Consider the following 22,862-nt stretch of genomic DNA (forward strand, 5'->3'; position numbering starts at 1 on the left):
ATGATCGCGGCCTAGTATAGAGGAAGGCTTCGATGCCATATTTGGCTTCGAAATCGTGGCATGCGTCCTTGAGAGCTGCGGCATCAGCGTCCATGATCTAATGCGGCCAATACGACCTTTAGGCCGATGTCGTGGTCGGCGGTTGCCTTGAGCATCGTCGGTATGAAGCGCATGACTTCCCTCACGTATCCCTCTCTGGCCTTTGCAAAGCTTTAACACGAGGCGTTGGTTCCCGTTTCTGAAGAAGCGGGCCTTTGGGCCCGGCGGCTTTTGGTCCCTTAAATCGCGATGGCAGATCACCTCGCCGCGACGGCTCCCGCGGCTGTAGTTTCCCCCAAAGTCGCGATCACCGCGGCCCGCGCACGCGCAATGCGGCTCTTGATCGTTCCGAGTCCACATCCGCATGCCCCGGCGATGTCCTTATAGCTTTCGCCACTTATCGCCATCAGCGACACCCGGCGCTTGTCAACGTCGAGAGATGAAATGGCTTTGTCGACCTCGCCCCTCCGTAAAGACCATTCCTGAGTGGACTGTACTGCCTGTCCGGAACCAGCTACTTCCATGTCGGCATGGAGCGTATATCTCCGGCGCATCCTGTATTTCGTGCAGTAGGTGTTGCGGGCAATCGTGAACAACCAGGATTTTACGTTGGTCCCGGGCTGAAATTGATCGACCTGGGCCAGCGCCTTGACCATCGTATCCTGCGTCAGATCGTCCGCGTCTGTCGCGGGCCGCTCCAACCTCATCGCGAACCGGCGCACGGCCGGCATCAACGCGACGATATCCTGTTCGAGGGTGGCACCTGTTCCAGTCAGTCCGCTCATGTTCTCTCTCCTTGGGGCTCAGGAAGAATGTGCATGGCAGCTACGCGTTCCGACGCTCCCGGGAACAGTGCGGTAACGTACAGGCCGTTCGCGGGCGGGAATGCGTGCATTCACCAAGAGCGGCTAATGAGGATGCCTGTGTCTGCCATTCTGTCACTTCTAAAGCCTCAGACGACCAGACGCTCTCCACATGACCGATCCGCGGATCCCGCCCGTTTCAAGAGCAGAGGCTGGAAAGTCAGCATCCGCGTCTTGTTCCCAAGTTTTCTGTGTCTCTCAAGATCCGCGCCGATCTCGGCACGATGGTGTTGACAGTGCCTATTGCTGTGCAGCTTCAAACATCATCCTGAGGATGGCGAAGAGACAGAGTAGACAGACCAGCCAGGTGAAGGCCGAGTTCAGAAACAGAAGGACGAGCTTTCTCATGTGTCCATGGACGTAGTCTTCGATGATCGTCCGGGATATCCATGTGGACGGCGCTGAGAAGAATGAAGGCGAGGAGGGCGGGGCCAATCCAGAAGCTGCCGATCGAAGCAACGACAAAGTCGCGATCTCTTCCAAGCAGATAGATCCCGATCCCGATCAAATAAGGGGTCAAGATGCCCAATGCCAAACCCGATGCTTGTTTGAGAACGTAAGGCCGGGTGCCTCCCTTCGCGGATCCCAAACCCCGAACGCGTCCGAGCGGTGTCGTCATCGTGGTCCTCCCAATTCGCAAGCGTCCTCTCGCGTCGGCTCGCTGTTGAACCAATTCACCTTTCAAGCAAAGCGAACTTACTTGACCGAAGGCCTTCGCCGTATTCGCTCACCTGCCTTGCTCACGAAGGTCGCGGCCCCTGTTTTAACGACCTGAAGGTCGGGCCGGTCTTCAGGATGAGCAATGGCATGCTCATCAAACTCTAGCTCACGCTGGCTATCACCATGGTCAGAAATGACTGGGGGTGCAGCTAAGGTTTCAGAGGGTCCCGCGCTGGGCCGTTCCTCCGCCGCCCGACAGTGCTCAGACTGCTTTCCGGCCGGTCGGCCCGCTGCTCCCCGGATCCGATTAGCGCGTCGGCCGATGACATCATCTTGACTTGCCATTCCTTCTTTCTCCCCTGGTCGATCATCAACGTGAGACTATCGGTCTACCGGTAGGCGTCGTTTCCGCTCTTGCCAGGCTTTGCCGGGTCGAGCGCATACGGTCGTCCCTCAGGCACGGCAATTGCTGAAAAATTCGCGGCAAGCTCGTGGAGACGCGCACGCATGTGTTCGCCCCGAACCGGCTGGCCGTGCCCCGTGATGACCAGTTCCGGTTCCAGACTAGCCAGCATGACGACCGAGCGTTCGGCCTCGTCCCAATCGGGTGTCAGGTAGCGCGGTGGCCCGTGCATCTCCGGTTTTTGCGTCATAACCTCATAGACGGATTCCTGGCCTGTCGTGACGATCGCGTCGCCGGCTATCAAGGTGCGGTCACTTTCACGCCACAACGAGATGTGACCCGGCGTGTGCCCTGGCGTATGCAGCCACTCCCATCCCGGCATGGCTGGTACACTCCGATCCGGCGGCAGCATCTTCAGCCACCGACCCACATCGACGGGGGAGCGTGGAAAGAGAGGCGACAACAGCGCCATCGCGCCACCGCCGACAAAGGCATCGGCCGGCGGATAAGAGGCTTGTCCGTTTAAATATGGAAACTCGAGAGGATGCGCGTAGACTGGAACGTCCCAATGCTCCGCGAGCCCCTCCAGGGAGCCGGCGTGGTCGAAATGGGCATGCGTCATGACGATCGCAGACGGGCGTGTATTTCGTCCGAACCGGGCTTCCGCCGTCTCGACGATTGTATTCTTCGACGTCGGCAGACCGGTGTCGATCAACACCCAGTCATTACCCTTTGCAGGGTCGCCGTGGAAAATCACATTGACGATCGACATCAGGCGGTATGCCAGATCAGGTGCAAAGACCCGTGCTCCAGACGCGCTTTCCGCAGTCGGCGCAATATCGTCGGTCTCAAGTGAAAGCTGAACAACCATCAAGATCTCCTTCGTGAGCGCAACGAACTCCGCGACGAGGGAGAAGTTCCCTGGCGCTGGGCAACCATGCTTCTTCTCGAAAACCGAAAAGTCCGAAGGGAACCGGCACGGATACAAGTGTTTGGGGCTTCCCAACAAAGGAGAGTTTACATGTTCTATCCGCGTCGATCACCCTGATCCGTGTTCGCGCGAGCCGGGCCGCGGTCGCCGCATTTGGTGTGACATCTGGTGTAACGCCAGCAAAATCCGCGGGTTTGGAGTTTCGATTCAGAGCGTGCTTGTCGCATTTCGCACCGACGGCCTGCCGCTAGCAATTACGGCTCGATCGAGAAATACGCCCTATGTGCTGCCGCGCTCGGTATGACCCTCTGGAGGCAGCGCACGCGGCGGAGCCTTATATGAGTACTTTTGCCAACCTGACGAACATGCCCGTGCTATTTGGAACTATCACCCACTTATGCTGGATTGGCGCCAGCCCGAGCGCGGCCGTTGGCATAGGTAGGGATCAGGCATTCGGAACCGGGCTGGATCTTCCAACTCGCGACCAGCGCGCTTACCGCGGCGGGCATGACGTCCGCGGTTGCAATGGTCGCGGTTCTGGTCCTCGCATGACAGCTCCTAACGAGACTTGGTCCGTCGAATTCTCGGCACCGGGGATTTTTCCTCGGGCGTCAGCTCGCCGACCGCATTCGGGGGAATTCTTGCTCAGGCGGCTCGGAATCAAGAGGCGCCCCCCGTTCGCCGATTGGGGCCGAATGCGCTTCGGCCCTCGACTTACCACGGCGAAATGGCAAGAACGCGGCTCACCCTTACAATCGCGTCAAGGGAACAACAATCCGCGCGGAGGGTTTGGCCTTCTCAACCAGCAAATGGAGGACGACATGGTAACGATGGTAGGCAACGAATCCGACATCAAGGGTTTGGTCAAGGATCTAATCTATCTCGAGTATGATGCGATCGCCGCGTATGATTCCTGCATAGAGCGTCTCGACGACAAGCAGTTCGCGACAAAGATCACCAGCTTCAAGCAGGACCACCTGCAGCATCTCGAAGTACTAAACGAGATGGCGCGCGAACTTGGGATCCAGGCACCGACGCGGGGCGACATGAAGGAGATGCTGACGACCGGCAAGATCGCCCTCGCCGATCTGATGGGGGATGCCGCCATTCTCAAGGCGATGAAAACGAATGAAGATGATACCGTGACCGCCTACGAGCGAGCATCACGTCACGAAGACGCCATCCCCGCCTCGAAAGCGTTTTTCATGAAGGCGCACCAGGACGAGGAACGGCACCGTGCTTGGATGGACATGACCGCGAAGGCGTTGTGACCCGGCAAAGCTTCAGCGCGATGAAAACCGGTGCCACGACGAGCAACGCCATGAACTACCGTGGGCTCTATACTGAGATGAGGGCGCGAGGAGATTTCCTCCGCGCTCCACGAGTTCAATTCCCTTTCTATACGAATTACCGAAGTTTTTCATGAAACCATTGCAGCAAGGAGACCTGTTTGCCGCATCGGAAGTGGAGCTTCCTGAAGGCTTCCGCTACGAAGCTGCCGTTGTTCCGGACTTCGAACAGTCTCGCCTTCTCGAATATGTTTCTTCGCTGCCGCTTAAGCCTTTCGATTTCCACGGCTTCGAGGGCAAAAGAAGGGTCGTCTCCTTCGGCTGGAAGTACGACTTCGAGACGGAACGGATGAGGCCGGCCGAGGATATCCCAGATTTCCTTCTTCCTGTCCGTGCGCTCGCCGCCGGTTTCGCCGGGATCGAGGCCAACCAACTGCAGCAAGCCTTGATCACCGAATATGCCCAAGGCGCGCCGATTGGATGGCACAGGGACAAAAAGGTATTTGGCAGGGTTGTCGGTGTGTCGCTGTTGGCCCCATGCACCTTCAGATTGAGACGGCGGGCTGGCGCCAAGTGGGAGCGCTTCTCGCTCAGGGTAGAGCCCGGGTCGGCATATCTCCTGTCGGGGCCGGCCCGAAACGAGTGGGAGCACTCCATTCCGCCGGTCGACACACTTCGCTATTCGATCACCTTCAGGGAAATAGGCTGATCGATGTTGAGTTGCGACCGACAAAAGGCAACCGACACGACAGCAAGCCCAAGCAATATCCATATCTCGTCGTGGTCGTTGCCTTGCGCACCTGGTTTGATTATTTAAGCCGCCGCGCGTTCCGGGGCGCGTCGAACCATGGCATCAGCGCGGGAAGGTGCCTACTTCCGCGTCGAAGCGCGCTAACGCAAGCCGGAGTAAGGCCAGCGCCAAACAGAGCCAGCATGTAACTTCCGTCTACTTCATTAGGAGCAATAGCGATAAAGTGCCGCCTTCGCCGCCATTGTCCGCCCGCAGCAGGAACAAGAGGGGGCTCGACGCAGGCCAGATTATCGCCATGACGGGGTTAGCTTCGAGTTGTCCTTTTCAATATTGGACTTGGGAAGGCAAGGAAGTCATCATTCGCGATCAGTGGAGTCGCGAGAGCGTCGGCATGAAGAGAAGAGCACCAATCGTGGAGGACGAGCCGCTTCCGCTGATGATGGTGATCGATATGGTCGAAGACGCTGGTCCGACGGTTGAGGCTTGAAGCGCGGACGAGGCAATTCGTCTTCCTCGGGAAGTCCCTGATATCAGGATCATGTCGACGGACATCACACGCCAGGCTCGATGGACGGACTGATGCTTGCAGCCGCGGTGCGCGATCGCTGGCCTCCGATCGAATGGTTGTTTCGGGGAGAAGGTGCCTGACCTCGGTGACTACCCGAAAGGGCGTCTCCTATCCGAAGCCTTACAACGCGCGGTGGATCACAGACCCTGCGACAGATGGCGTCGTAGTCGTCAGTTCTTCTTCACGATGCTGATGTTGCCGCTGACTTCGAGGATTGCGAACTTGATATCCTTCACGGACTCGATGCCCTGGCTGCGGGCCGCCTCCATCACGTCCTCGCTGTCAAGACGGCATCCCCCAAGCGCTTCGCGATCGTAAACGCCATCCGTCACGAGGATGGTAGGCACGCCGTCGATCACATGGCCCGCTTGTTTCCACCAACGTTTGACGTAGGACAGGCCGATGTCGGTGGTGAACAGAGTAAGGATCAGCAGGACGGCGTTAGTGATGGAAAAGTCGTCGCCGAGCATCGCCTGCTGCGTGGTCTCGGATATGACAAGGACGATCACCAGGTCGAACGGCGTCATCTGCGCGAGCGTGCGGCGTCCTGACAGCCGGGTAATGATCAGCAGCGTGAAGTAAATCGCGAGCCCGCGAAAGACGGCGTCCATGAAGCCTCCCTAAGGCAGAATTACAGTTGTCCGCTCGGACACATCGTTGCCGATACCAGCGAAGTAGGACCGCGGTCCGACCTGCTCGGTGTGTAGGCGGAAGACGATTTTCGCGGGCGCCGACGGATCGGCCGCGAAAACGTAACCGATACGGCCATTCCGCTGCACTGTGGCCTTTTGCGGCGGGTCAACACCCTCAATCGAAAAGACCTCGAGAAAGCGTGCATCGACGAAGAGCGTCTGGTCTCCCGGCGAAGGAGCGAGCGTCACCCGCATTTCGTCAGGAGCGTTCCACCTGGAGATCGCCGGGAGTTCCAGCGTGCCGGCTGGAAGCGCGATCCGATGCCTTGAGAAGGGGCCACCTCGGCCAAGCAGACCGAGGAGGCAGGCGAGCAATATCAACGCGAAGACCAACCAGGCGATCCTTTGCGCCGCCCAAAAGCGGCGCTGAAAAGGACCGTGATCCTGTACGCCCTCGGGTAAGGCGGGTTTTGCCGGCGCACGTGCTGATTTTGCAGCTTTCAAGACTAACCTTCATCCTTGGCATCTTAGAATGAGCGCGACCTGGGTGCTGATGGCGGTCGCGTGAATTCTCCGGCACGGCGGTAGTGCCGCCCTCGGTTGCGGAGTCACGAAACAATGCCCTCCAGACCCATTTGTTCCAGCCTAGATATTCGGTGGGGACCTCGAGCTCTCGGGGCTTCACGCGGGCCACGCACGCCCGTTGACGAAGCGCCACCGAACAACCGAGGGCCGCCCTCACGTGGGCGTCCTCGTCGCGGACGATGTGCGTCGTGCCGACGGCACCACCGATCCAGGCGGCGATCGCACCGAGGGGCGAGAGCGATGACCGCGAGGATCGCCCGACTCACCGGTGCGGTTCCAGTATCGGCCGAACGCCACCTCGGGTCGTAGATGCGCGGCGAGTGCAATTCGCTTTAAACACGTTTATCGCCGGTCGCGATAGATCCCACTTCGTCCGTGGCTGGAACCCAGAAGGGCCCTGGGGTTTCCGCGAAAGGAGGCTTTCATGGAAAGCGGCTGGATCCACTTGTGCGTCGACATGCAGCGAATGTTCGCCTAGGATACGCCGTGGCATGTTGGCTGGATGGAGAGGGTTTTTCCTGCGATTGTCGAACTCGCCACGTGTTACCCGGAGAGGACGATTTCACGCGGTTAATGCCGCCGCCGCATCGGACGGCGGACGTGGCATGTGGCGTGCCTATTACGAGAAATGGTGGATGATGACAGCGGAGCATCTTCACGCCGAGCTCGTCGACATTCTGCCAGAGCTGCGCCGGCTCGTTCCGCCCGCTCGGGTCTTCGACAAACCAACCTATTCGCCGTGGGTGGACGGAAGACTAGACGCTCACCTGCGGATTGATGTTGTCGAAACGCTCGTCGTGACCGGCGGCGAGACCGATGTCTGCGTCACAGCCGCGATCTTCGGCGCCATCGATCTCGGCTATCGCGTTATCCTTCTCAAGGACGCCGTCTGCAGCGGTGCCGACGAGACACAGGACGCATCGCTGACGCTGCTCGGAGACCGCTTTCCGGTTCAGTTGGAGATCATGGAGACGGCTGCGTTTCTAACGGGCGTTCGTGGCCCGCCTCTCATGAGGAACTGCTTCAACCGCCGCCGCGTTATCTTGATGCGGCCTACAGGAGTTCATCATGTCCAAGATCTTCTCAAAATTCGCGACGTCCATCGCGGACCTGTCGGGCAGGCCCGGCGCCTTCGTGATCGCCGTGACCCTTGTTCTCGTCTGGGCGATCTCCGGGCCTTTCTTCGGCTATTCCCAAACATGGCAGCTCGTGATCAACACGTCGACGACTATCATCACGTTCCTGATGGTCTTCGTCCTGCAGAACTCACAGAATAGAGATGGCAAGGCTCTGCAGGCCAAGCTCGACGAGCTCATTCTGACATCGCAGGCTCAGAACAAGTTCGTTGGGATTGAAAAGCTTGATGAGGAATCTTTGCGCGAGATGAGCAGGACACTCGCCGAAAAAGCCGAATGCGTCGAGGACGCCGCGGACGAAAAGGCAGAGCGTGGCCAAGCATCGGTGTGACGCTCTCATGGGCCGCCAGCGCTCCCAGCGGGCCGCCGGAGCGCATCCTTGAACAGTAGGCGTACACGACTTTGAAAGCCGAACGCCGTGGCCGAGGAAACACCGCCTGCGAACATTTGTCTCTTCGCAGATCGTGATGGTGGCTTCTCTTGGCGCGCGGGGCTCGAGTTCGGCGGATAGAGGTGGCGGGGGAAGATCTCGGCGCGGCCCAGCTCGACCGCTGCCGCAAATACCATCCGCATACCAGCGGCATCAGAAGGCTGGGGCAGCAGGATCAAATGCGGAAGGATAGAGTCTGATGCATGAGGCAATTTTGTTGTCAGTCCAATCCACGATTTGGAGCGACACCTGTGTGGGAGTGATGTTGTCTCGATATGGTTCCTGTTGATCCGTGGCGACAGCGGGACGAGCCGATACCTGATGGTTTGAGCGATCCTGGACATGCCACAGGAGAGCGATCACGGCACCCAGCTCGCGGAGAGAAGCTCCACGTCAAAGGGGCGACAATCAAAATCAGAATGAACGATGAACTGATTTTGCCGGGAAAAGTGCGGAGCTCAGTGGCGTCGATGGGCTAGTAACCGCCAATATCGCCGCGAACTGGGCCAATCCCCTGCGGCTGTGCATAGGTCGTGTTGTCCGATCCGCTCGTCGCGCATCCCGAGAGTGTCATGAAGACGATTGCTGCTGCGGCCAAAATGTTTTTCAGAGGCACGGCGTTCTCCGATCATGGCAGGCTGCCCAGGCCTCGAGGGCCACGCCGAGGACTCTCATTTAAATCATCGACAATGGCAAGCGCGCTGGTCGACTGGCGGTAAGTAGCGTCGCTGCCTCTTCAAGCGTCTCCCTGCAAGATCGACATCAGCGGTGGGCCGGAGACCCAGGGCCGCGGCCCGCGGATCGAAGGGGAGGAGCAGGTCGCGTATCGAACAGATCCTTATGAACCGCAAAATCCGGCCAGCTTCCGGCGGAAGGCCTGCGACGCCCACGACAGCCGATGCGCGATCACCGGACTGCGGATCGTCAATGGCGGCGGCAAGTCCGAAGCGCAGGCTGCACACATGTGCCGGTTAACAAAGGCGGCCCGGATGTCGTCCAGAACGAACATCGCGCTTTCCGGCGCCGTGCACCGGCTCTTCGATATGCATCTGATTTCGCTGACCGACGACTATCGGATCCTTGTTTTGCACAAGGTGCCGTCGGAGCTCAAGACACTTTTCGAAACAGATGGATTGGATCCCCTTGCCTGGGAACGCGAGGCTGTGGTCGCATCCGGCGTATGTGGCGAAGCATAGAGAGAAATTCAGCGGATTTGCCATAGCGATCCCGCGTCAGGTGTCCCAGCTTGCAAGTCGAGTGATCGCATCGCTATCTTGAGCTGATAACGACGCCACAGGAACAAGATGCCGCGATCGACAGCATCGGGACGTCACCGTCCGGGTGGAGCTCCTCTGATCTTTACGGCGGACGACAAGAACATCCTCGGTGACGGTTGGAGGCTCCAACCCGTGAATGAGCAATTCATGTGATGCTCCATGGGCTCTGACCGGCCCCTGAACACCCATTGCCTCTAAATCCCGGAGCGCGCGGCGGCTATGCCTGTCTTGTTCGAGGACCGCCGGGTACGAATCTTGCGCGCGGTCGTCACCAATGATGGTGGTGCATCGGCGAGTGCCTCGCGGGCAGCCGAGGTCAAGGTTGTGGCAACGAAATCCGCCTCCCCAAGCGCGGGCGGTTGCCTTTCCTTTTGGTTTTCCACCCAAAGGACCGCGCCGACGCGAATGGCTGGGTATATGCGCTTGAACCGACGAACAAGTATGGTGGCGTGCCTTGTCGAGTCCTCATTGAGGAAACAAACTACGATGGCGTTCGATTGTTTCGGAACGAGGCTCATGGCGCGGCGATTGGGGATGTCGGAATGCCTCGCTGCGACCACCTCGGCTCCCTGTACCTGAAGTATCTGGGCAAGCATCGCAGCCGACGCGTCGTCGAGCGGGCCCCTGCCTCCGACGCAAAAGACGGTCTTGCCCCGTCCGTCAGGTAGTTCGCTTTCATCGCCATTCCCTTCCTTGGGGTGGCTGGGACGACCTGCCGCTTCCTTCTGTTCCTCTTCCTCTTCCTGCTCTTCTTCCTGCGCGATTTCCGCGAGATTCGAGACCAGCGTGATGGCGGTCCCGAACACCTGTTCCATCTGCTCCGCGGTCAAGACGCCTCGACGCCTATCCTTCTCCGCGAGCAGAAGGGCGGGAATGGCAACCTTGCCATAGTAATCCTCCAGATAGTCCTCCTCGAGGAATTCCTCAGCGTAATCGGTCGCCTCATCGGGATCGCCGGCAAGAAGCCGCTGGTATAGCCGCTCCTTGGGATCGAGCACAGGGTCACTACCAAAAACGACCTCGAGGAACTCGAACTGCGGGACATACCGGCCCAACACTGCGAGACACACGGTCAGCGGCGTGGACAGCACAAGACCGACTGGTCCCCACAGCCATGCCCAAAAAATCGCCGCGACGATGATTGCCAGCGGAGAGAGGCCGGTACGAGAACCATAGAGCCAGGGCTCGATGACGTTGTTGCTGGTCAATTCCAGCACAAGGAAGATGGCCCCAACCCAGAGAACAAGGCTCCAGCCAGGGTCAACTGCAAAGGCCAGGAACAGCGGCAGAACCGTCGCGATTACAGGCCCGATATAAGGGACAAATCGAAGGACGATGGCTAGCATCCCCCAGAGCGCTGGATTTGGAATGCCAACCGCCCATAGTCCGAGCGCCAATGGGACACCGTAGGCGCAGTTGACCACCAGCTGCATAAGAAGATACCGCGCGACGCGGCTACCTGCCTCCTGGATGGCTTCTGTTGTGCGATGCAGATCGCCATAGCCAACGAGCCGGATAAAGCGATCGCGAAGCTCTTCCCGCTCTAAAAGCATGAATATTACGACGACGATGATCAAGCCCAATGAAGCGATGGGGCCAAGCAGAGGACCAATCAGGCTAGTAAGCGTTTCAATTGGTCTACTAGGCGCGAATATCTCAACGAGCACGGGCTCCCTTGGTCTTGATCCGGTACCTGGAGCACCTGGGCGCTGCTCAGCGTTGCTGAGCTCACGACCGACGCTCTCAACGACTGATGTCAGGCGCCGCACAATACCGCTATCCGTTCCACTTTCCTGGAGAGACCGAATTTTTGCTATGATGTTGCCTTGGTAGGCAGGAAGGTTCTGGGCGACTTCGGCTACGTGTCCCGCTACGACAAGCCCGAACAGGACGAGAACAAGAAAAGCGATCACGACGGTGACGATTACCGCCGGAATACGCGGCATCCCAAGTTTTCGAAGACGAGAGGAGATGGGAGCCAACGCAAACGTCAACAGGACTGCGATTGCTAGAGGAAGAAGTACTTCCTTGCCGAAATACAGAATGGCAATAACAGCGAGTACACTCGCGAAGGCAGGCATGCGTGAAGGGGCGGATGGCGAGGTCGAATAGACGCGGCGGGGACCGAGGTCATTTTCCAATTCCGCCTCCGTGATCTTGGCGTCGCTCGAAGACATCGATGTGTCGGTCGCTCTCGCCAAGACTTTGGAAATTAGGGCGCAGATCGGCCTCGGCAATGGTGTGACGGACCTCCTTCGACGGTCTTTAGGGCATACGCTCCGAAAAACAGCCCCGCGTCGTTGGGCTATGTTGCTGATCGCACCTTGCTGCGGGCCAGTTCCTTTTAGCCACTCGTGCTGTTGCGTGCGCTTCTACCGCTGCAGGCAATGGGCGCAGCACCATTCCTGCAATCCCGCTCCGAGCCATTGGGACCTTTTACGGTAGAACACTCGGCATCGCCCGGCTATAAGGTTCAAGCCACGTTGGCCTTTTAGCGGTAACCGATGCCAAATCCTCCCGAATCTTCCGGCGAAAGCCTTGGCAACTCCAGCACGGGTCGCATTCAGCCAGCAGATTCAGCGACGCAAGCGGCCGCCCCGGATCCGCCAGGAACCACCCAAGGCGACAACCCGCAATTCCCCCACGGAACCTTCGTGCAAACTCGACAGGCTGCGAGCAATCTATTACGCGCGCTACGCCACGATTTGGCGGCAAGTTCTGCTTTGGCGAAGACCAAGACGATGGCTTCGTTTTTGACAACGAAGCTAAGGCGGTCGATGCGGCTGGAAACCATATCAGCTCCCGCCAAATGGATGACGACTGCTCTGGCCAAAGCCGGGCGCGGCATTCGCGATCGGGGTTCCAAGCCGCGCGAAAGTCGCCGACGCCGATGGCTTCCGGCGAACTGGTGGAAATTCGCTATGGGGTCGGCCTTGCTTGTCTGCCTCCTCGTATGCAGCGTGCTGTTGTGGGCCCTCAAGGACGTGCCCTGGAGCGAAATCCGGGATGGAACGTTGAAGCCGATCGTGGTGCTGGAAACCGCCGACGGCGCGCCGTTGGTGAGGCAGGGGCCTTACCAAGGGCCCTATGCTCGATACGACCAGTTTCCGCCCAATCTGATCGATGCGGTCCTTTCCATCGAGGATCGCCGATTCATGGATCATTTTGGCATCGATCCCATGGGCATCGGGAGGGCGCTTCTGCGCAACCTGGAGGCTGGCTCGGTGGTGGAGGGGGGCAGCACGATCACCCAGCAACTCATCAAGCTGCAATACCTCGACAGTGATCGAACAATAAAGCGCAAGGTACAGGAGGTTGTGATCGCGGTCTGGCTGGAGTGGAAGCTCGGCAAGCGGGAAATCCTGACGCGCTATCTCAACAGCGTCTATCTTGGCGCCGGCGCCACCGGAATGCCCGCCGCCGCGCGCATCTATTTCAACAAGGATATTGGGGGCCTCACCCTGTCGGAGTCGGCCATGCTGGCTGGCTTGCTGCGGGCGCCGAGCCAATGGAATCCCATCGACAATTTCGAAGGCGCCCGGCAACGCAGCATGGTCGTTCTCGACGCGATGGCGGCCAATGGCAAGATCACCACGCCACAATTGGAGGAGGCCAAGACGAGCTTCGCCAGGCTGCAACCCACGACGCCCACGCCACGCTCCGGAAGCTGGTTTGCCGATTGGATCTCACCCCAAGCAAGCGAAATCGCCGGCTCCTCGCCCGGTTCGACTGCGGTGCGCACAACGCTGGTGCCCCGGTTGCAGCAAATCGCCGAAAAGGTCGTGAAACGAGCCCTCGACAGTGAAGGAAAGACGGTCGGAGCATCGCAGGCCGCTTTGGTCGCGATGACGCCCGACGGCGCGGTCGTCGCGATGGTTGGCGGCCACGACTACAAGGCGAGTCAGTTCAACCGCGCCGTCACCGCGATGCGCCAGCCGGGTTCCACCTTCAAGCTATTCGTCTATTACGCGGCATTGAAGGCCGGGCTCACCTTGTCCGACCGGGTTCTTGACGCGCCAATCGACATCGACGGCTGGGCACCGGAAAATTCCGGTGGCAACTATCGCGGCTGGGTAACGCTTGCCGAGGCGTTCGCGCGATCGCTCAATGCCGCGTCGGTGGCGCTTGCCGAAGAGGTCGGTCTGGACAATGTGATTGCCGCGGCGCGCGAACTCGGCATCGATGCGCCGCTGCCCAACACACCGTCCCTGGCGCTTGGCACGTCCGAGGTCAATCTGCTCAACCTCACCAGCGCCTATGCGTCCGTCCAACTCGGCAGGGCACCTGTCAGGCCCTGGGGCATCATCGACTTTCAAGCGGCAGGGCAGCCCAAGGCGTTTCGAGTTGGCTCACAAGCAAAGCCGAATGTCGATCTTTCGCCCTACCAGTCGGATCTCATCGGCCTCCTGCAGTTGGTGGTCGAGCGCGGTACTGGACGTGGAGCGGATCCTGGCACGTTCGCGGCCGGCAAGACCGGCACGAGCCAGAACAACCGTGATGCCTGGTTCGTCGGCTTCACGCAAGCGCTGGTCGTTGGGGTCTGGGTTGGCAATGATGATGACACGCCGATGAAGGGCGTGACGGGCGGCACCCTGCCAGCGCATGTTTGGCGGGACTTCATGCGCGAGGCGACGGCCGAATCCGCGCTGAGTGGAGTGCAATCGACGGAAGACGCAAACAATGGTCAAGGCGCGCCGCCGTCCTGCAACATCACCGCCTGCTCGCGCGCCTACCGCTCCTTTCGGCCGTCCGATTGTACCTACCAGCCATATTCCGGAGGCCGACGGCTTTGCGAAAAGTGATGCATAGCGAAGCGCTTCCTCGAAAGATTCCTGGACGCCGAGGTCGTTGGCCGATTCCACGAATATCACCCTGTCGGCGGTACACTCGGCCGCTTGCGGTTGAAAGCTGTCCCGCCCCAACATGGGATGGATCTGGGGAATGACGATGACCGAGCATGAGATTGACCGATATCACCCGAGCGGCGTCGACCGACGCCACGTCGCCCTTCGGCTGGAGCAGCTTCTGTGTGAGAAGCTTAGAGGAACCACGATGGAGAGGTCCGAGCCACCGCATTTCCGCGCTGCCGCTGCGGATATTCTCCAGTTCGGCGAAAAACGTCACGGTGGATCGGGGGAGGAAGGGGACGTCAACGACGCTTCGCGAACACCGTGTTGACGTGCTCCGACAAGCTTTTGAACCGATGGTTCACACTTGTAAACTCGTCACAGCAGTAGCGGAACCGCCGGACCGGTGGCTTCGAACTGAATACGGCATCGAGCAATGCACGTGCTAGCCCGCGGCATTGGATATCCTTTTCCTGCGGGGCGAGGGCGCTGTTTGACGAAGGTCGCTGGCATTTTCTTTCGGAGAAGACCGAAAACCTGGTCGCTCATTAGTGTCTTCAATGGACTGACGACGATGGTCATGCCCCGGAGCAGAAGTGCAGGAAGCTGAAACATAATGACTTTCCAGAACACACCGGCGGATATTTTCCGCACGGCGCCCGATGATTGGGCGCCGCAGATTAAGATGGCGCGAGGTGTGGGTTCGACTATTTGACCGCTCGACCTAGATTTGGTCGCGCAAAGGCTTGAAAGCTGCCCGCAGCTCCGAGGTAAACAGCTCCGGCTGTTCCCAGGCTGCGAAGTGCCCACCCTTAGGCAGTCGATTGTAGTGGATCAGCTTTGGATATGCTTTTTCGGCCCAGCTTTGCGGCGCCTGGTAGATCTCGTCCGGAAAAGCACTCACGGCGACCGGAATTTTGATGCCACGCGGATCAAAGAAACCGCCAGACGGGAAATGCGCGTTGGCCCAATAGAGGCGCGCTGACGAAATCGCAGTGTTGGTAAGCCAATAAAGGGTGATATTGTCGAGGACGTCGTCCGGCGTAAGGCCTTCATGTTCGCCATCGAAAGACCTTGCGATCATTCGGTAGCTCCGGATATCATGATCCAGCATCCAAGCCGCGAGCCCAATCGGCGAGTCTACGATTCCGTAGAGGGTCTGTGGGCGGTTGTTCATCTCAATCGCGTAGCCAAGCCCATTCTTGTTGAAATCGTCGAGCTGGTCGTAGGCCCGCTTCTCGTCTGCTGTGAGAGTGGAAGGTGGAGTGCCGGCGGCAAGCGCCTTGGTTATTTCGGCAGGGACGGTAGCCGCCATGTTGGTATGGATACCGAGGAGCCCCGCGGGCTCCTGCACCGCCATCAGTTCTGTGACGGCATTCCCCCAATCGCCACCTTGGGCCACATACTTGGCATAACCGAGGCGCTGCATCAGTACAGCCCATGCTTTGGCAATTCGGGGCGGCGTCCACTTGGCATCCCTAGGTTTGGCGGAGAATCCATAGCCCGGCAGGGAAGGAATGACCACATGAAAGGCGTCAGCTTCGGTGCCACCGAAGGCGGTCGGATCGGTGAGGGGTTTTATGATTTTCATCTGTTCGATAACTGATCCGGGCCAGCCATGGGTGATGATGATCGGCAGCGCATTGTCGTGCTTCGATCTGACATGGATGAAGTGGATGTCGAGGCCGTCGATCTCCGTGAGGAACTGCGGGAGGGAATTGATCCGATCCTCGACCTTTCGCCAGTCGTGGGTCTTCCAATGGTTGGCGAGCTTCTTAATCGTGTCGAGCCTGACGCCCTGGCCGTCGTCTGTGACGTTTTCCTCGTCCGGCCAGCGGGTGGCGGCAACGCGTCGATTGAGATCGGCGAGCTGATCCTTGGACGCGGTGAACTTGAAGGGTCGCAGCCCGGATTCGGTACCGGTCGCTGCGAACGCTTTGGGAAAGACTCCGATGGCGCTGGCGGACGCGGCGATCGTAAGCAGTGTTCGACGGGTGACTTTTGGCTCTACTCGGGACATGGCGTCCTCCTTGCTCGTGAGCTGTTATTTGACGAGGAGGAAATTCGCAGTGAAGGAGTTCTGCAACAATTGGACCAAGGTATGGCCGACACCTTGGTATCGGGTGGTTCCTCCGACCGCTCGACTGCCGTGCGGCGATGGACAGGATCACAGCTAGTGCCTGAGCTGAGCAACGGGCCAGGTTTTCAGTGCGAGGCTGCCGTGATGCTTGCCTCTTCGGCCGACGGTACGGAGAAGTGCATGGTGACGCCCGGCCCCTGGTTAGGCTCAGCCCAAAGGCGACCACCATGACTCTCGATGATGGAACGACAGACTGAAAGACCGATCCCCATCCCATTGTTCTTCGTCGTGTAGAAGGCTTCGAAGATCCGCGTCCCTCCGTCTGGGTCGAGACCAATTCCATTGTCGCTAACCGCGACGCTTATCTGCCCATCACCGCCGAGCTGGGTTCGGATCTCGACTAATCTCAGCCGATCCTTCACGCCAGATACCGCGTCAATGGCGTTGCGAAGCAAGTTGTTGATCACTTGTTGAAGTTGGACTCGGTCGCCGTTGACGGGGGGAAGGGAGGTGGCGAAGTGCGTTCGAATAGCGACGCCGTTGCGTCTCTGATCACCTGCAGACAAGGCGACTACCTCACTCACCGCCTCGTTTATATCGACGTCTTCGAATTCGATGTTGCGCTTACTGAATAACGCCCGCAGTCTGGCGATTACCTCGGTGGCACGATTGCCGTCCCTGATCGTGCGCCGCGCCGTCTGAAGGGCCGTTTCTATGTCGGGCGGTGTGGCTGCAAGCATCCGCAGACAGGTGTTCGCGTTCGTGATGATGCCTGACAGTGGCTGGTTCACCTCGTGCGCGATCGCCGCCGACATCTGGCCGAGGCTGAGGATGCTGGTCACTCGCGCAAGCTCTGTGCGCAACCGATCGCGCGCTTCCTCCGTCAAGCGCCTTTGTGTCACGTCCTGGATCGCTCCAAGGCATTCCCGATTTCCATTCCGGTGAATTATAACCTCGCCGATGACGCGAACGTACTTTATGTCGCCGTTGCGGGCGAGAACGCGGACCTCGTATTCCGAGTCCTCGTCGCCTTCGCGTACGGCGCCGATCTTCCCGGCAAAGAGCGCAACGTCGTCCGGGTGTATCCGCTCCGTTATCCGGTCAAACGTCACGACTTCGTCTTTTTCGAATTCGAGGATTCGAAGCCATTCGTCGGACAAGATCAGCTCGTCGGTTTCGACATGCCAGGAGAACGTACCCGTCCTGATCAAGCGCTGGCCTGCAACGAGAAGGGCCTGACTTCTACGCAGTTCATCCTCGGCCTGCTTGCGATCGTCGATGTCAGTCAGTAGTCCATACCATCGGACGATCTTGCCCTCTGCGTCACGAAGTGGCTGTCCTCGCACCTGGAACCATCGGAACACGCCGTCGTGTCTTCGATAACGGCTTTGGTAGTCGTAAGGATTGCCGCTCTTGAGTGCGCCCAGGAAGGTATCGATATTGACTTGCACGTCATCGGGGTGAGTTATGCCGTTCGTTGACCAGTCTTGCACCTCGTCGAGAGAGATTCCGAAGTAGTCCAGTAGCTGTTGGTTGCTCCCGTCGAGCGTTCCATCAGGCTGCGAAAGTATGATCATGCCCGGAACCATGTTGACGATATGGCGGAATTCCCTCTCGCTGTTAGCAAGCGCCACTTCGGCGTGCTTCCGGTCGTCGATATCATTCAGCAGGAAGTACCATCGCACAACGAGGCCCTCGTAGTCGCGCACGGGAGTTCCCCGCACCTGGAACCAACGATAGACGCCGTCGTGCCGACGGAGCCTTTCCACTACCTCGTACGATTGACCAGCGGCGACTGCCTCGGCGAATCTAGCCACGCCCCGGTCACGATCGTCAGGATGAATGATATCGTTGGTCTTCCACTTTTGATGCTCGTTGAAATCATAGCCGAAATATCGCAAGGACTGATCGTTTACGCTCTCCACAGCCCCGTCGGGCCGGAGCACAATGATGAGGCCTGGGATCGAGTTTACGATCAATTGCAGCTCGATCTCGCGCTCGCGCAACGCCTCCACCGCCCTGCGCCCATCATCGATATCAGTCAGCAGACCATACCAGCGGACGATCCCGCCATTATCGTCTTTGACCGGGTGGCCGCGGACCTGGAACCAGCGAAATTCGCCATCATGGCGACGGAAGCGCGTCTCGAAGTCATACGGCTCTCCCGTTTTGAGCGACGCCGTAAATGTCTCGACACAGTGCTGCAGGTCGTCGGGGTGCGTAATACCGTTGGTCGCCCAGTTCACAACCTCCTCCAGGGGCAGTTGGAAGTAGTCGAGAAGCTGTTGATTTGCGCCGTTCAACTGACCTTCGGGCGTAAAGAGCGCGACCATTCCTGCGATAGTGCCGACAATCAAGCGAGACTCTCGTTCACTGTTTGCAAGAGCTACCTCGGCACGTTTTCGGTCATCGATGTCTATCAAAAGATGCAGCCACCGCTGAATCGCACCCGACTGGTCCCGCAGCGGTAGACCAAGTACATTGTGCCACCGATAAATTCCGTCGGCGCGAAGATGGCGGCTCTCAACGTTATAAGACGTGCCCGCCATGTGAGCGGCGATCTGGGCTTCGATGGTTTCCTTCAGGTCATCCGGGTGCACGACCTCCGAAGCCTTCCAGTCCTTTAGATCCGAGAGGCTTAGCCCAAAATAGGAGAGGGTCAGTTGGTTGAGGCCTTCGACTTCCCCAGTCGGTGTTGTCACGGCCACGGGTATCGGGATGCTATCGACGACGAGCTGGAAATCGAGTGCGGCCTGTGACCTTTCCCGTTTTTGAACGACGGGTTCAATATCGGTCGCGACCCCGCACCACTTCACGACGCCGCCAGGAGCGTCTTCCAAAGGTGCCCACTGGATAAGGAAATGGTGAAATTCGCCTGCAGCGTTCCGAAGCCGCGCTTCGATCGTTCCCTGTGTCTCTGCGTGCCTAACGCTCTGCAGATGGGCGGTGACCGCGCCAACGTCGGCCGGGTGCACCGCATCCTCCCAGCGCCAAGACTCTCCGGACGCCGGTCGCAGCCCCGTGAACTCTACCCAGCTTCGGTTGACGAAATCGACTTGGCCATCCTCCAGCATGGTCCATGCCATGCCGGGCAGCGCATCGAAGAATTGAAAGACGTTTATCCCCATCGCCCACTCAAAGCCCACTTTCCGGGCGAGAGCCTACAATATCGATCCTTTGACGGCTACTGCGCGGCACTAGACACTTTAGTACCTACGCGTATGCCGGATTGCGGGGCATCCTACGTCCGCGCCAGCCCCTCTATATCAGTCTATCAATGATGCGAGCCGCAACGCATCCTGAAGGTCGTCGGCGCTGAAGGGCTTGAACAGACAGTCGCAAGCCCCCTCACGTATCAACCTCGACCGCACGTCCTCATCCTTGATCGCCGTTATGAAAATGATTGAAATCCGTCGGCCTCTCCGGTCGAGTTCCTGCTGAAGCTCCGGCCCGGTCATGCCAGGCATTGCCACGTCAAGAATCATGCCGTCGCTGGTTTGTAACGACTTAGAATTCAAAAACGCCTCAGCGGACGAAAAAGCTTCCACGGACAAACCGAACGAGCGGAGAAGATCTGGGAGGGCTTCTCGGACGGATTCGTCGTCGTCGACGACCGAGACATGTCTTTTGCGGCTAGTCATAAATTCCTCTGCATGTCACTTGCCGTCTGGACCGCTGACGGACCGATACTTTCCCCATCGCCGCTCGCAGACGTCGGGACCGAAAATCCTACGGTAGCACCATGGTCAGCGTTTGGTTCGGCCCACAGCCGGCCATGATGATTCTCAATAATCGAACGACTGACAGAGAGGCCGATTCCCATGCCGTCTGGCTTCGTCGTGTAAAAAGCGTCGTAAATTCGGTCCACCCCCTGGGGGTCAAAGCCTACGCCGGTATCCTCGATGTAGAGCCGGATTTCTCGAAGGCCTCCCTCTGTCTTCAAACGAATTCGTCGCGGCCGATCTCCCGCGGCCGGCATCGCCTCGATCGAATTTCGAAGGAGGTTCATGATAACTTGCTGAAGCTGCACCCGAGCGCCGGTCACGCGCGGCAAATCGTTTGCGAAGTCGGCCGTCAATGACGTTTTCGCATGCTGCAGATCGCTCGATATCAGTGCGATGACTTCCTCGGCAATCTCATTAACGTCGACTGCCTCGAGGTTCGGCGGTTTGCGGCTAAACAATTCCCAAAGACGGGCGATCACGTCGGCAGCGCGGTTGGCGTCGCGGATCGTTCGCCGTGCCGTGTCCTTCGCGATATCGAGATTTGGAGGATTCGAAGCCAGAACTCGCAGACAAGTCTCCGCATTGGTCACCAGGCCAGCTAGCGGTTGATTCACCTCGTGAGCAATTGACGCGGTCAACACGCCGAGGCTCGTAACGCGAGTTACGTAGGACAGTTCTGATCGCGCCCGATTGAGCGCATCTTCCGCCTTCCGGCTCTCGGTAACGTCCTGCACGGCGCCGATCAATTCCTGATCCCCATCCCTGTTCCGCTCACTATGCGCAAGCACCCGTACGTATTTTGGCGAGTGGCTCGGCGTTATCAGGGTTATGTCGTAGTCGAAGTCGCCGGCCCCTCTGTTGGCTTGATCGATAACCTGCTCCACGGTAGCTAGACTATCGGGATCCAGACGGGACAGGACGATGTCGAGCGTCACCGGCGTCGTCGGATCGACTTCGAAGATACGATAGGTTTCCGCTGACCAGGTGACTTCGCTTGTGCCAAGATTAAGCAAGAAGCTCCCTGTCTTGCTGAGGCGTTGGGCGTCCGCTAGAAACGCCTCGCTTCTGCGCAGCTTCTCCTCGGCTCGCTTTCGGTGGTCAATATCCGTCAATAGTCCATACCACCGGACGATCTCGCCTTCGGCGTCGCGAAGGGGGAGCCCCCGAAGCTGGAACCATCTCCACGTGCCGTCGTGCCGGAGAAAGCGGGTTTCGTAATCGTATGGTTCTCCCGTGGCGATGGAGCCCATGAAGCTATCGATGCAGGTCTGCAGATCGTCGGGGTGCGTGATACCGTTGCTCGACCAGTCATTCAATTCCGACAGCGGACGCTCGAAATAGTCGAGGATCTGCTGATTGCCGTCGATCAACTGGGCGTCTGGCGAGAAGATTGCTATCATTCCTGCGATGCCGTCGACGATCAAACGAGACTCACGCTCTCGTTCGGCCAGCGCTCGTTCCGCGCGCTTCCGGTCTTCGATGTCGATGTGGGTGCCGTACCACTTGATGATCTTGCCGTCTTCACCCAGGAGCGGCGTCGCGCGAAAGAGAAACCACCTGTATCCGCCATCGGCTCCACGCATTCTTGCTTCGAAATCAGCAGGACGACCCGAAGCAAGAGAAGCGTTCCAGGACTTTGCGAGATGGCTCGCATCCTCCGGGTGAACGACGGATTCCCAACCGGAACCTTCTGCTTGTTCGGCATTCAATCCTGCATACTCCAGCCATCTATCGTTGACGAAGTCGCAGTAGCCATCGGGGCGGCTCGTCCACACGGTGAGTGGCATCGCGTTGACGATGTTCCGAAGCTCCAGTTCGTTGGATCGTAGCGCGTCCTCGGCCTTCCGCCGATCATCGACATCTATATGGAGCGCGTACCAGCGGGCGATGCCGCCGTTTTCATCCGCGAGGGGATAACCGACGATTTGGAACCATCGATATTCGCCGTCGGCGCGCCGGAGCCGTACCTCGGCCTCGTAGGCCGTGCCTTTGTCGACCGCCTGTTGAATGGCTTTGGTTAACCCCTGCATGTCATCGGGATGGACGACATCACTTCGACCCCAGGAGCGTAGTTCATCAAGCGACCGACCATAGTATTGCAGGAGGTGGCCGTTGATCGCCTCGACGTTTCCGTTCGAATCGAGAACTCCTATGCCGGCCGGAATACTTTCCAAGATAGTCTGATTATCCAATGCCTTCGCGGCGGCGCCCTCTCGTATCTCTGGTCGCGATGCAATGTGCGCCCCCTCGGTCGCCAAGCCGTACCACCTCTCCACCCGGTCGTTTTCGATCAATGGCTTGCAGCGAACATGCAATTCCTGCAACGCGGCGGTGGGGTGACCTATAGGCAATGTGATTTCGAAAGGCTCGCGTCCGGACAGCAGCGCGTCCCACTGCTGTCTCGTGTTCCGCAGGTCTGCGGGAGAGCCGGCTAATGGCCAAACCGTCACCGCTTCGCCAAGCCCGAGGAAATCAACCAAATTGGCGTTCATGAAATCGATGCTGCCGTCCGGTAGGGCGGTAAAAGCCATTCCTGGCAACGCTTCCAGAACCCGAACGAGTTCCACGCTCATATCTATCCTTTTCGCGGGATTGCACCCTCAGGATATCGTGCGTTTTAATCAACCTGCCGTATATTATCCTATG

Annotated in this window: 15 protein-coding genes and 1 pseudogene; 6 read left to right on the top strand and 10 right to left on the bottom strand. The window is 58.7% G+C overall.

Annotated features, from left to right (window positions below):
• Positions 1-296 precede the first annotated feature (296 nt).
• The 3 genes from AC2444_RS32580 to AC2444_RS32590 form a co-directional block, all read right to left on the bottom strand.
• A complete protein-coding gene (locus tag AC2444_RS32580) occupies positions 297-824 on the bottom strand; it encodes a sigma-70 family RNA polymerase sigma factor (RefSeq protein ID WP_128450089.1) in 528 nt (175 codons plus the stop codon).
• Positions 825-1,158: 334 nt separating this feature from the next.
• A complete protein-coding gene (locus AC2444_RS32585; protein ID WP_487762928.1) occupies positions 1,159-1,521 on the bottom strand; it encodes a hypothetical protein in 363 nt (120 codons plus the stop codon).
• A 430-nt stretch (positions 1,522-1,951) separates the two neighbouring features.
• Positions 1,952-2,836: an MBL fold metallo-hydrolase gene (locus AC2444_RS32590; protein WP_487762929.1), complete on the bottom strand. Its 885-nt coding sequence runs from the start codon at positions 2,834-2,836 to the stop codon at positions 1,952-1,954.
• A gap of 881 nt (positions 2,837-3,717) precedes the next feature.
• On the opposite strand from AC2444_RS32590, the gene AC2444_RS32595 reads away from it, so the two are divergent.
• Together AC2444_RS32595 and AC2444_RS32600 are read left to right on the top strand one after the other, a co-directional pair.
• Entirely contained in the window at positions 3,718-4,167 is a 450-nt protein-coding gene (locus tag AC2444_RS32595) for a DUF2383 domain-containing protein (protein ID WP_128449780.1), read from the top strand.
• A 151-nt stretch (positions 4,168-4,318) separates the two neighbouring features.
• The gene (locus AC2444_RS32600; RefSeq protein WP_128449773.1) at positions 4,319-4,894 is read left to right on the top strand and encodes an alpha-ketoglutarate-dependent dioxygenase AlkB; all 576 of its coding nucleotides are present in this window, start codon (positions 4,319-4,321) and stop codon (positions 4,892-4,894) included.
• A gap of 780 nt (positions 4,895-5,674) precedes the next feature.
• Here the strand turns inward: AC2444_RS32600 and AC2444_RS32605 are convergent.
• Together AC2444_RS32605 and AC2444_RS32610 are read right to left on the bottom strand one after the other, a co-directional pair.
• Positions 5,675-6,115 (bottom strand): DUF421 domain-containing protein, encoded by a 441-nt coding sequence (locus AC2444_RS32605; RefSeq protein ID WP_128449772.1) that lies wholly within the window; start codon positions 6,113-6,115, stop codon positions 5,675-5,677.
• Positions 6,116-6,124: 9 nt separating this feature from the next.
• Positions 6,125-6,391 carry a hypothetical protein gene (locus AC2444_RS32610; protein WP_128449771.1) on the bottom strand — a complete coding sequence of 89 codons (267 nt, stop codon included), beginning with the start codon at positions 6,389-6,391 and terminating at the stop codon, positions 6,125-6,127.
• A gap of 832 nt (positions 6,392-7,223) precedes the next feature.
• Between AC2444_RS32610 and AC2444_RS32615 the strand changes: the two are divergent.
• The 3 genes and pseudogenes from AC2444_RS32615 to AC2444_RS32625 form a co-directional block, all read left to right on the top strand.
• A pseudogene (locus AC2444_RS32615) lies at positions 7,224-7,710 on the top strand (cysteine hydrolase family protein); the annotation flags it as partial.
• 79 nt (positions 7,711-7,789) lie between these two features.
• Entirely contained in the window at positions 7,790-8,188 is a 399-nt protein-coding gene (locus AC2444_RS32620) for a low affinity iron permease family protein (RefSeq protein ID WP_128449770.1), read from the top strand.
• A gap of 1,088 nt (positions 8,189-9,276) precedes the next feature.
• Positions 9,277-9,483, top strand: coding sequence for a hypothetical protein (locus tag AC2444_RS32625; protein ID WP_245461267.1), 207 nt, complete (start codon positions 9,277-9,279; stop codon positions 9,481-9,483).
• A gap of 275 nt (positions 9,484-9,758) precedes the next feature.
• Here the strand turns inward: AC2444_RS32625 and AC2444_RS32630 are convergent, their stop codons facing one another.
• A complete protein-coding gene (locus tag AC2444_RS32630) occupies positions 9,759-11,741 on the bottom strand; it encodes an AI-2E family transporter (RefSeq protein WP_206615935.1) in 1,983 nt (660 codons plus the stop codon).
• A gap of 327 nt (positions 11,742-12,068) precedes the next feature.
• Between AC2444_RS32630 and AC2444_RS32635 the strand changes: the two genes are divergently transcribed.
• Positions 12,069-14,366, top strand: a complete 2,298-nt coding sequence (locus AC2444_RS32635; RefSeq protein ID WP_128408059.1) for a PBP1A family penicillin-binding protein — start codon at positions 12,069-12,071, stop codon at positions 14,364-14,366.
• 769 nt (positions 14,367-15,135) lie between these two features.
• On the opposite strand, the gene AC2444_RS32640 is transcribed toward AC2444_RS32635, so the two are convergent.
• From AC2444_RS32640 to AC2444_RS32655, 4 genes are all read right to left on the bottom strand, one after another.
• The gene (locus AC2444_RS32640; RefSeq protein WP_017996554.1) at positions 15,136-16,431 is read right to left on the bottom strand and encodes an epoxide hydrolase family protein; all 1,296 of its coding nucleotides are present in this window, start codon (positions 16,429-16,431) and stop codon (positions 15,136-15,138) included.
• A gap of 185 nt (positions 16,432-16,616) precedes the next feature.
• Complete coding sequence (locus tag AC2444_RS32645; protein WP_128438597.1) at positions 16,617-19,619, bottom strand: PAS domain-containing protein; 3,003 nt, start codon at positions 19,617-19,619, stop codon at positions 16,617-16,619.
• 138 nt (positions 19,620-19,757) lie between these two features.
• Entirely contained in the window at positions 19,758-20,132 is a 375-nt protein-coding gene (locus AC2444_RS32650; protein WP_012763370.1) for a response regulator, read from the bottom strand.
• Positions 20,129-22,789: a PAS domain-containing sensor histidine kinase gene (locus AC2444_RS32655; RefSeq protein WP_128408061.1), complete on the bottom strand. Its 2,661-nt coding sequence runs from the start codon at positions 22,787-22,789 to the stop codon at positions 20,129-20,131. The genes AC2444_RS32650 and AC2444_RS32655 overlap by 4 nt, the downstream gene beginning before the upstream one ends.
• Positions 22,790-22,862: the final 73 nt, after the last annotated feature.

The organism is Rhizobium sp. WSM1328, assembly GCF_057653715.1.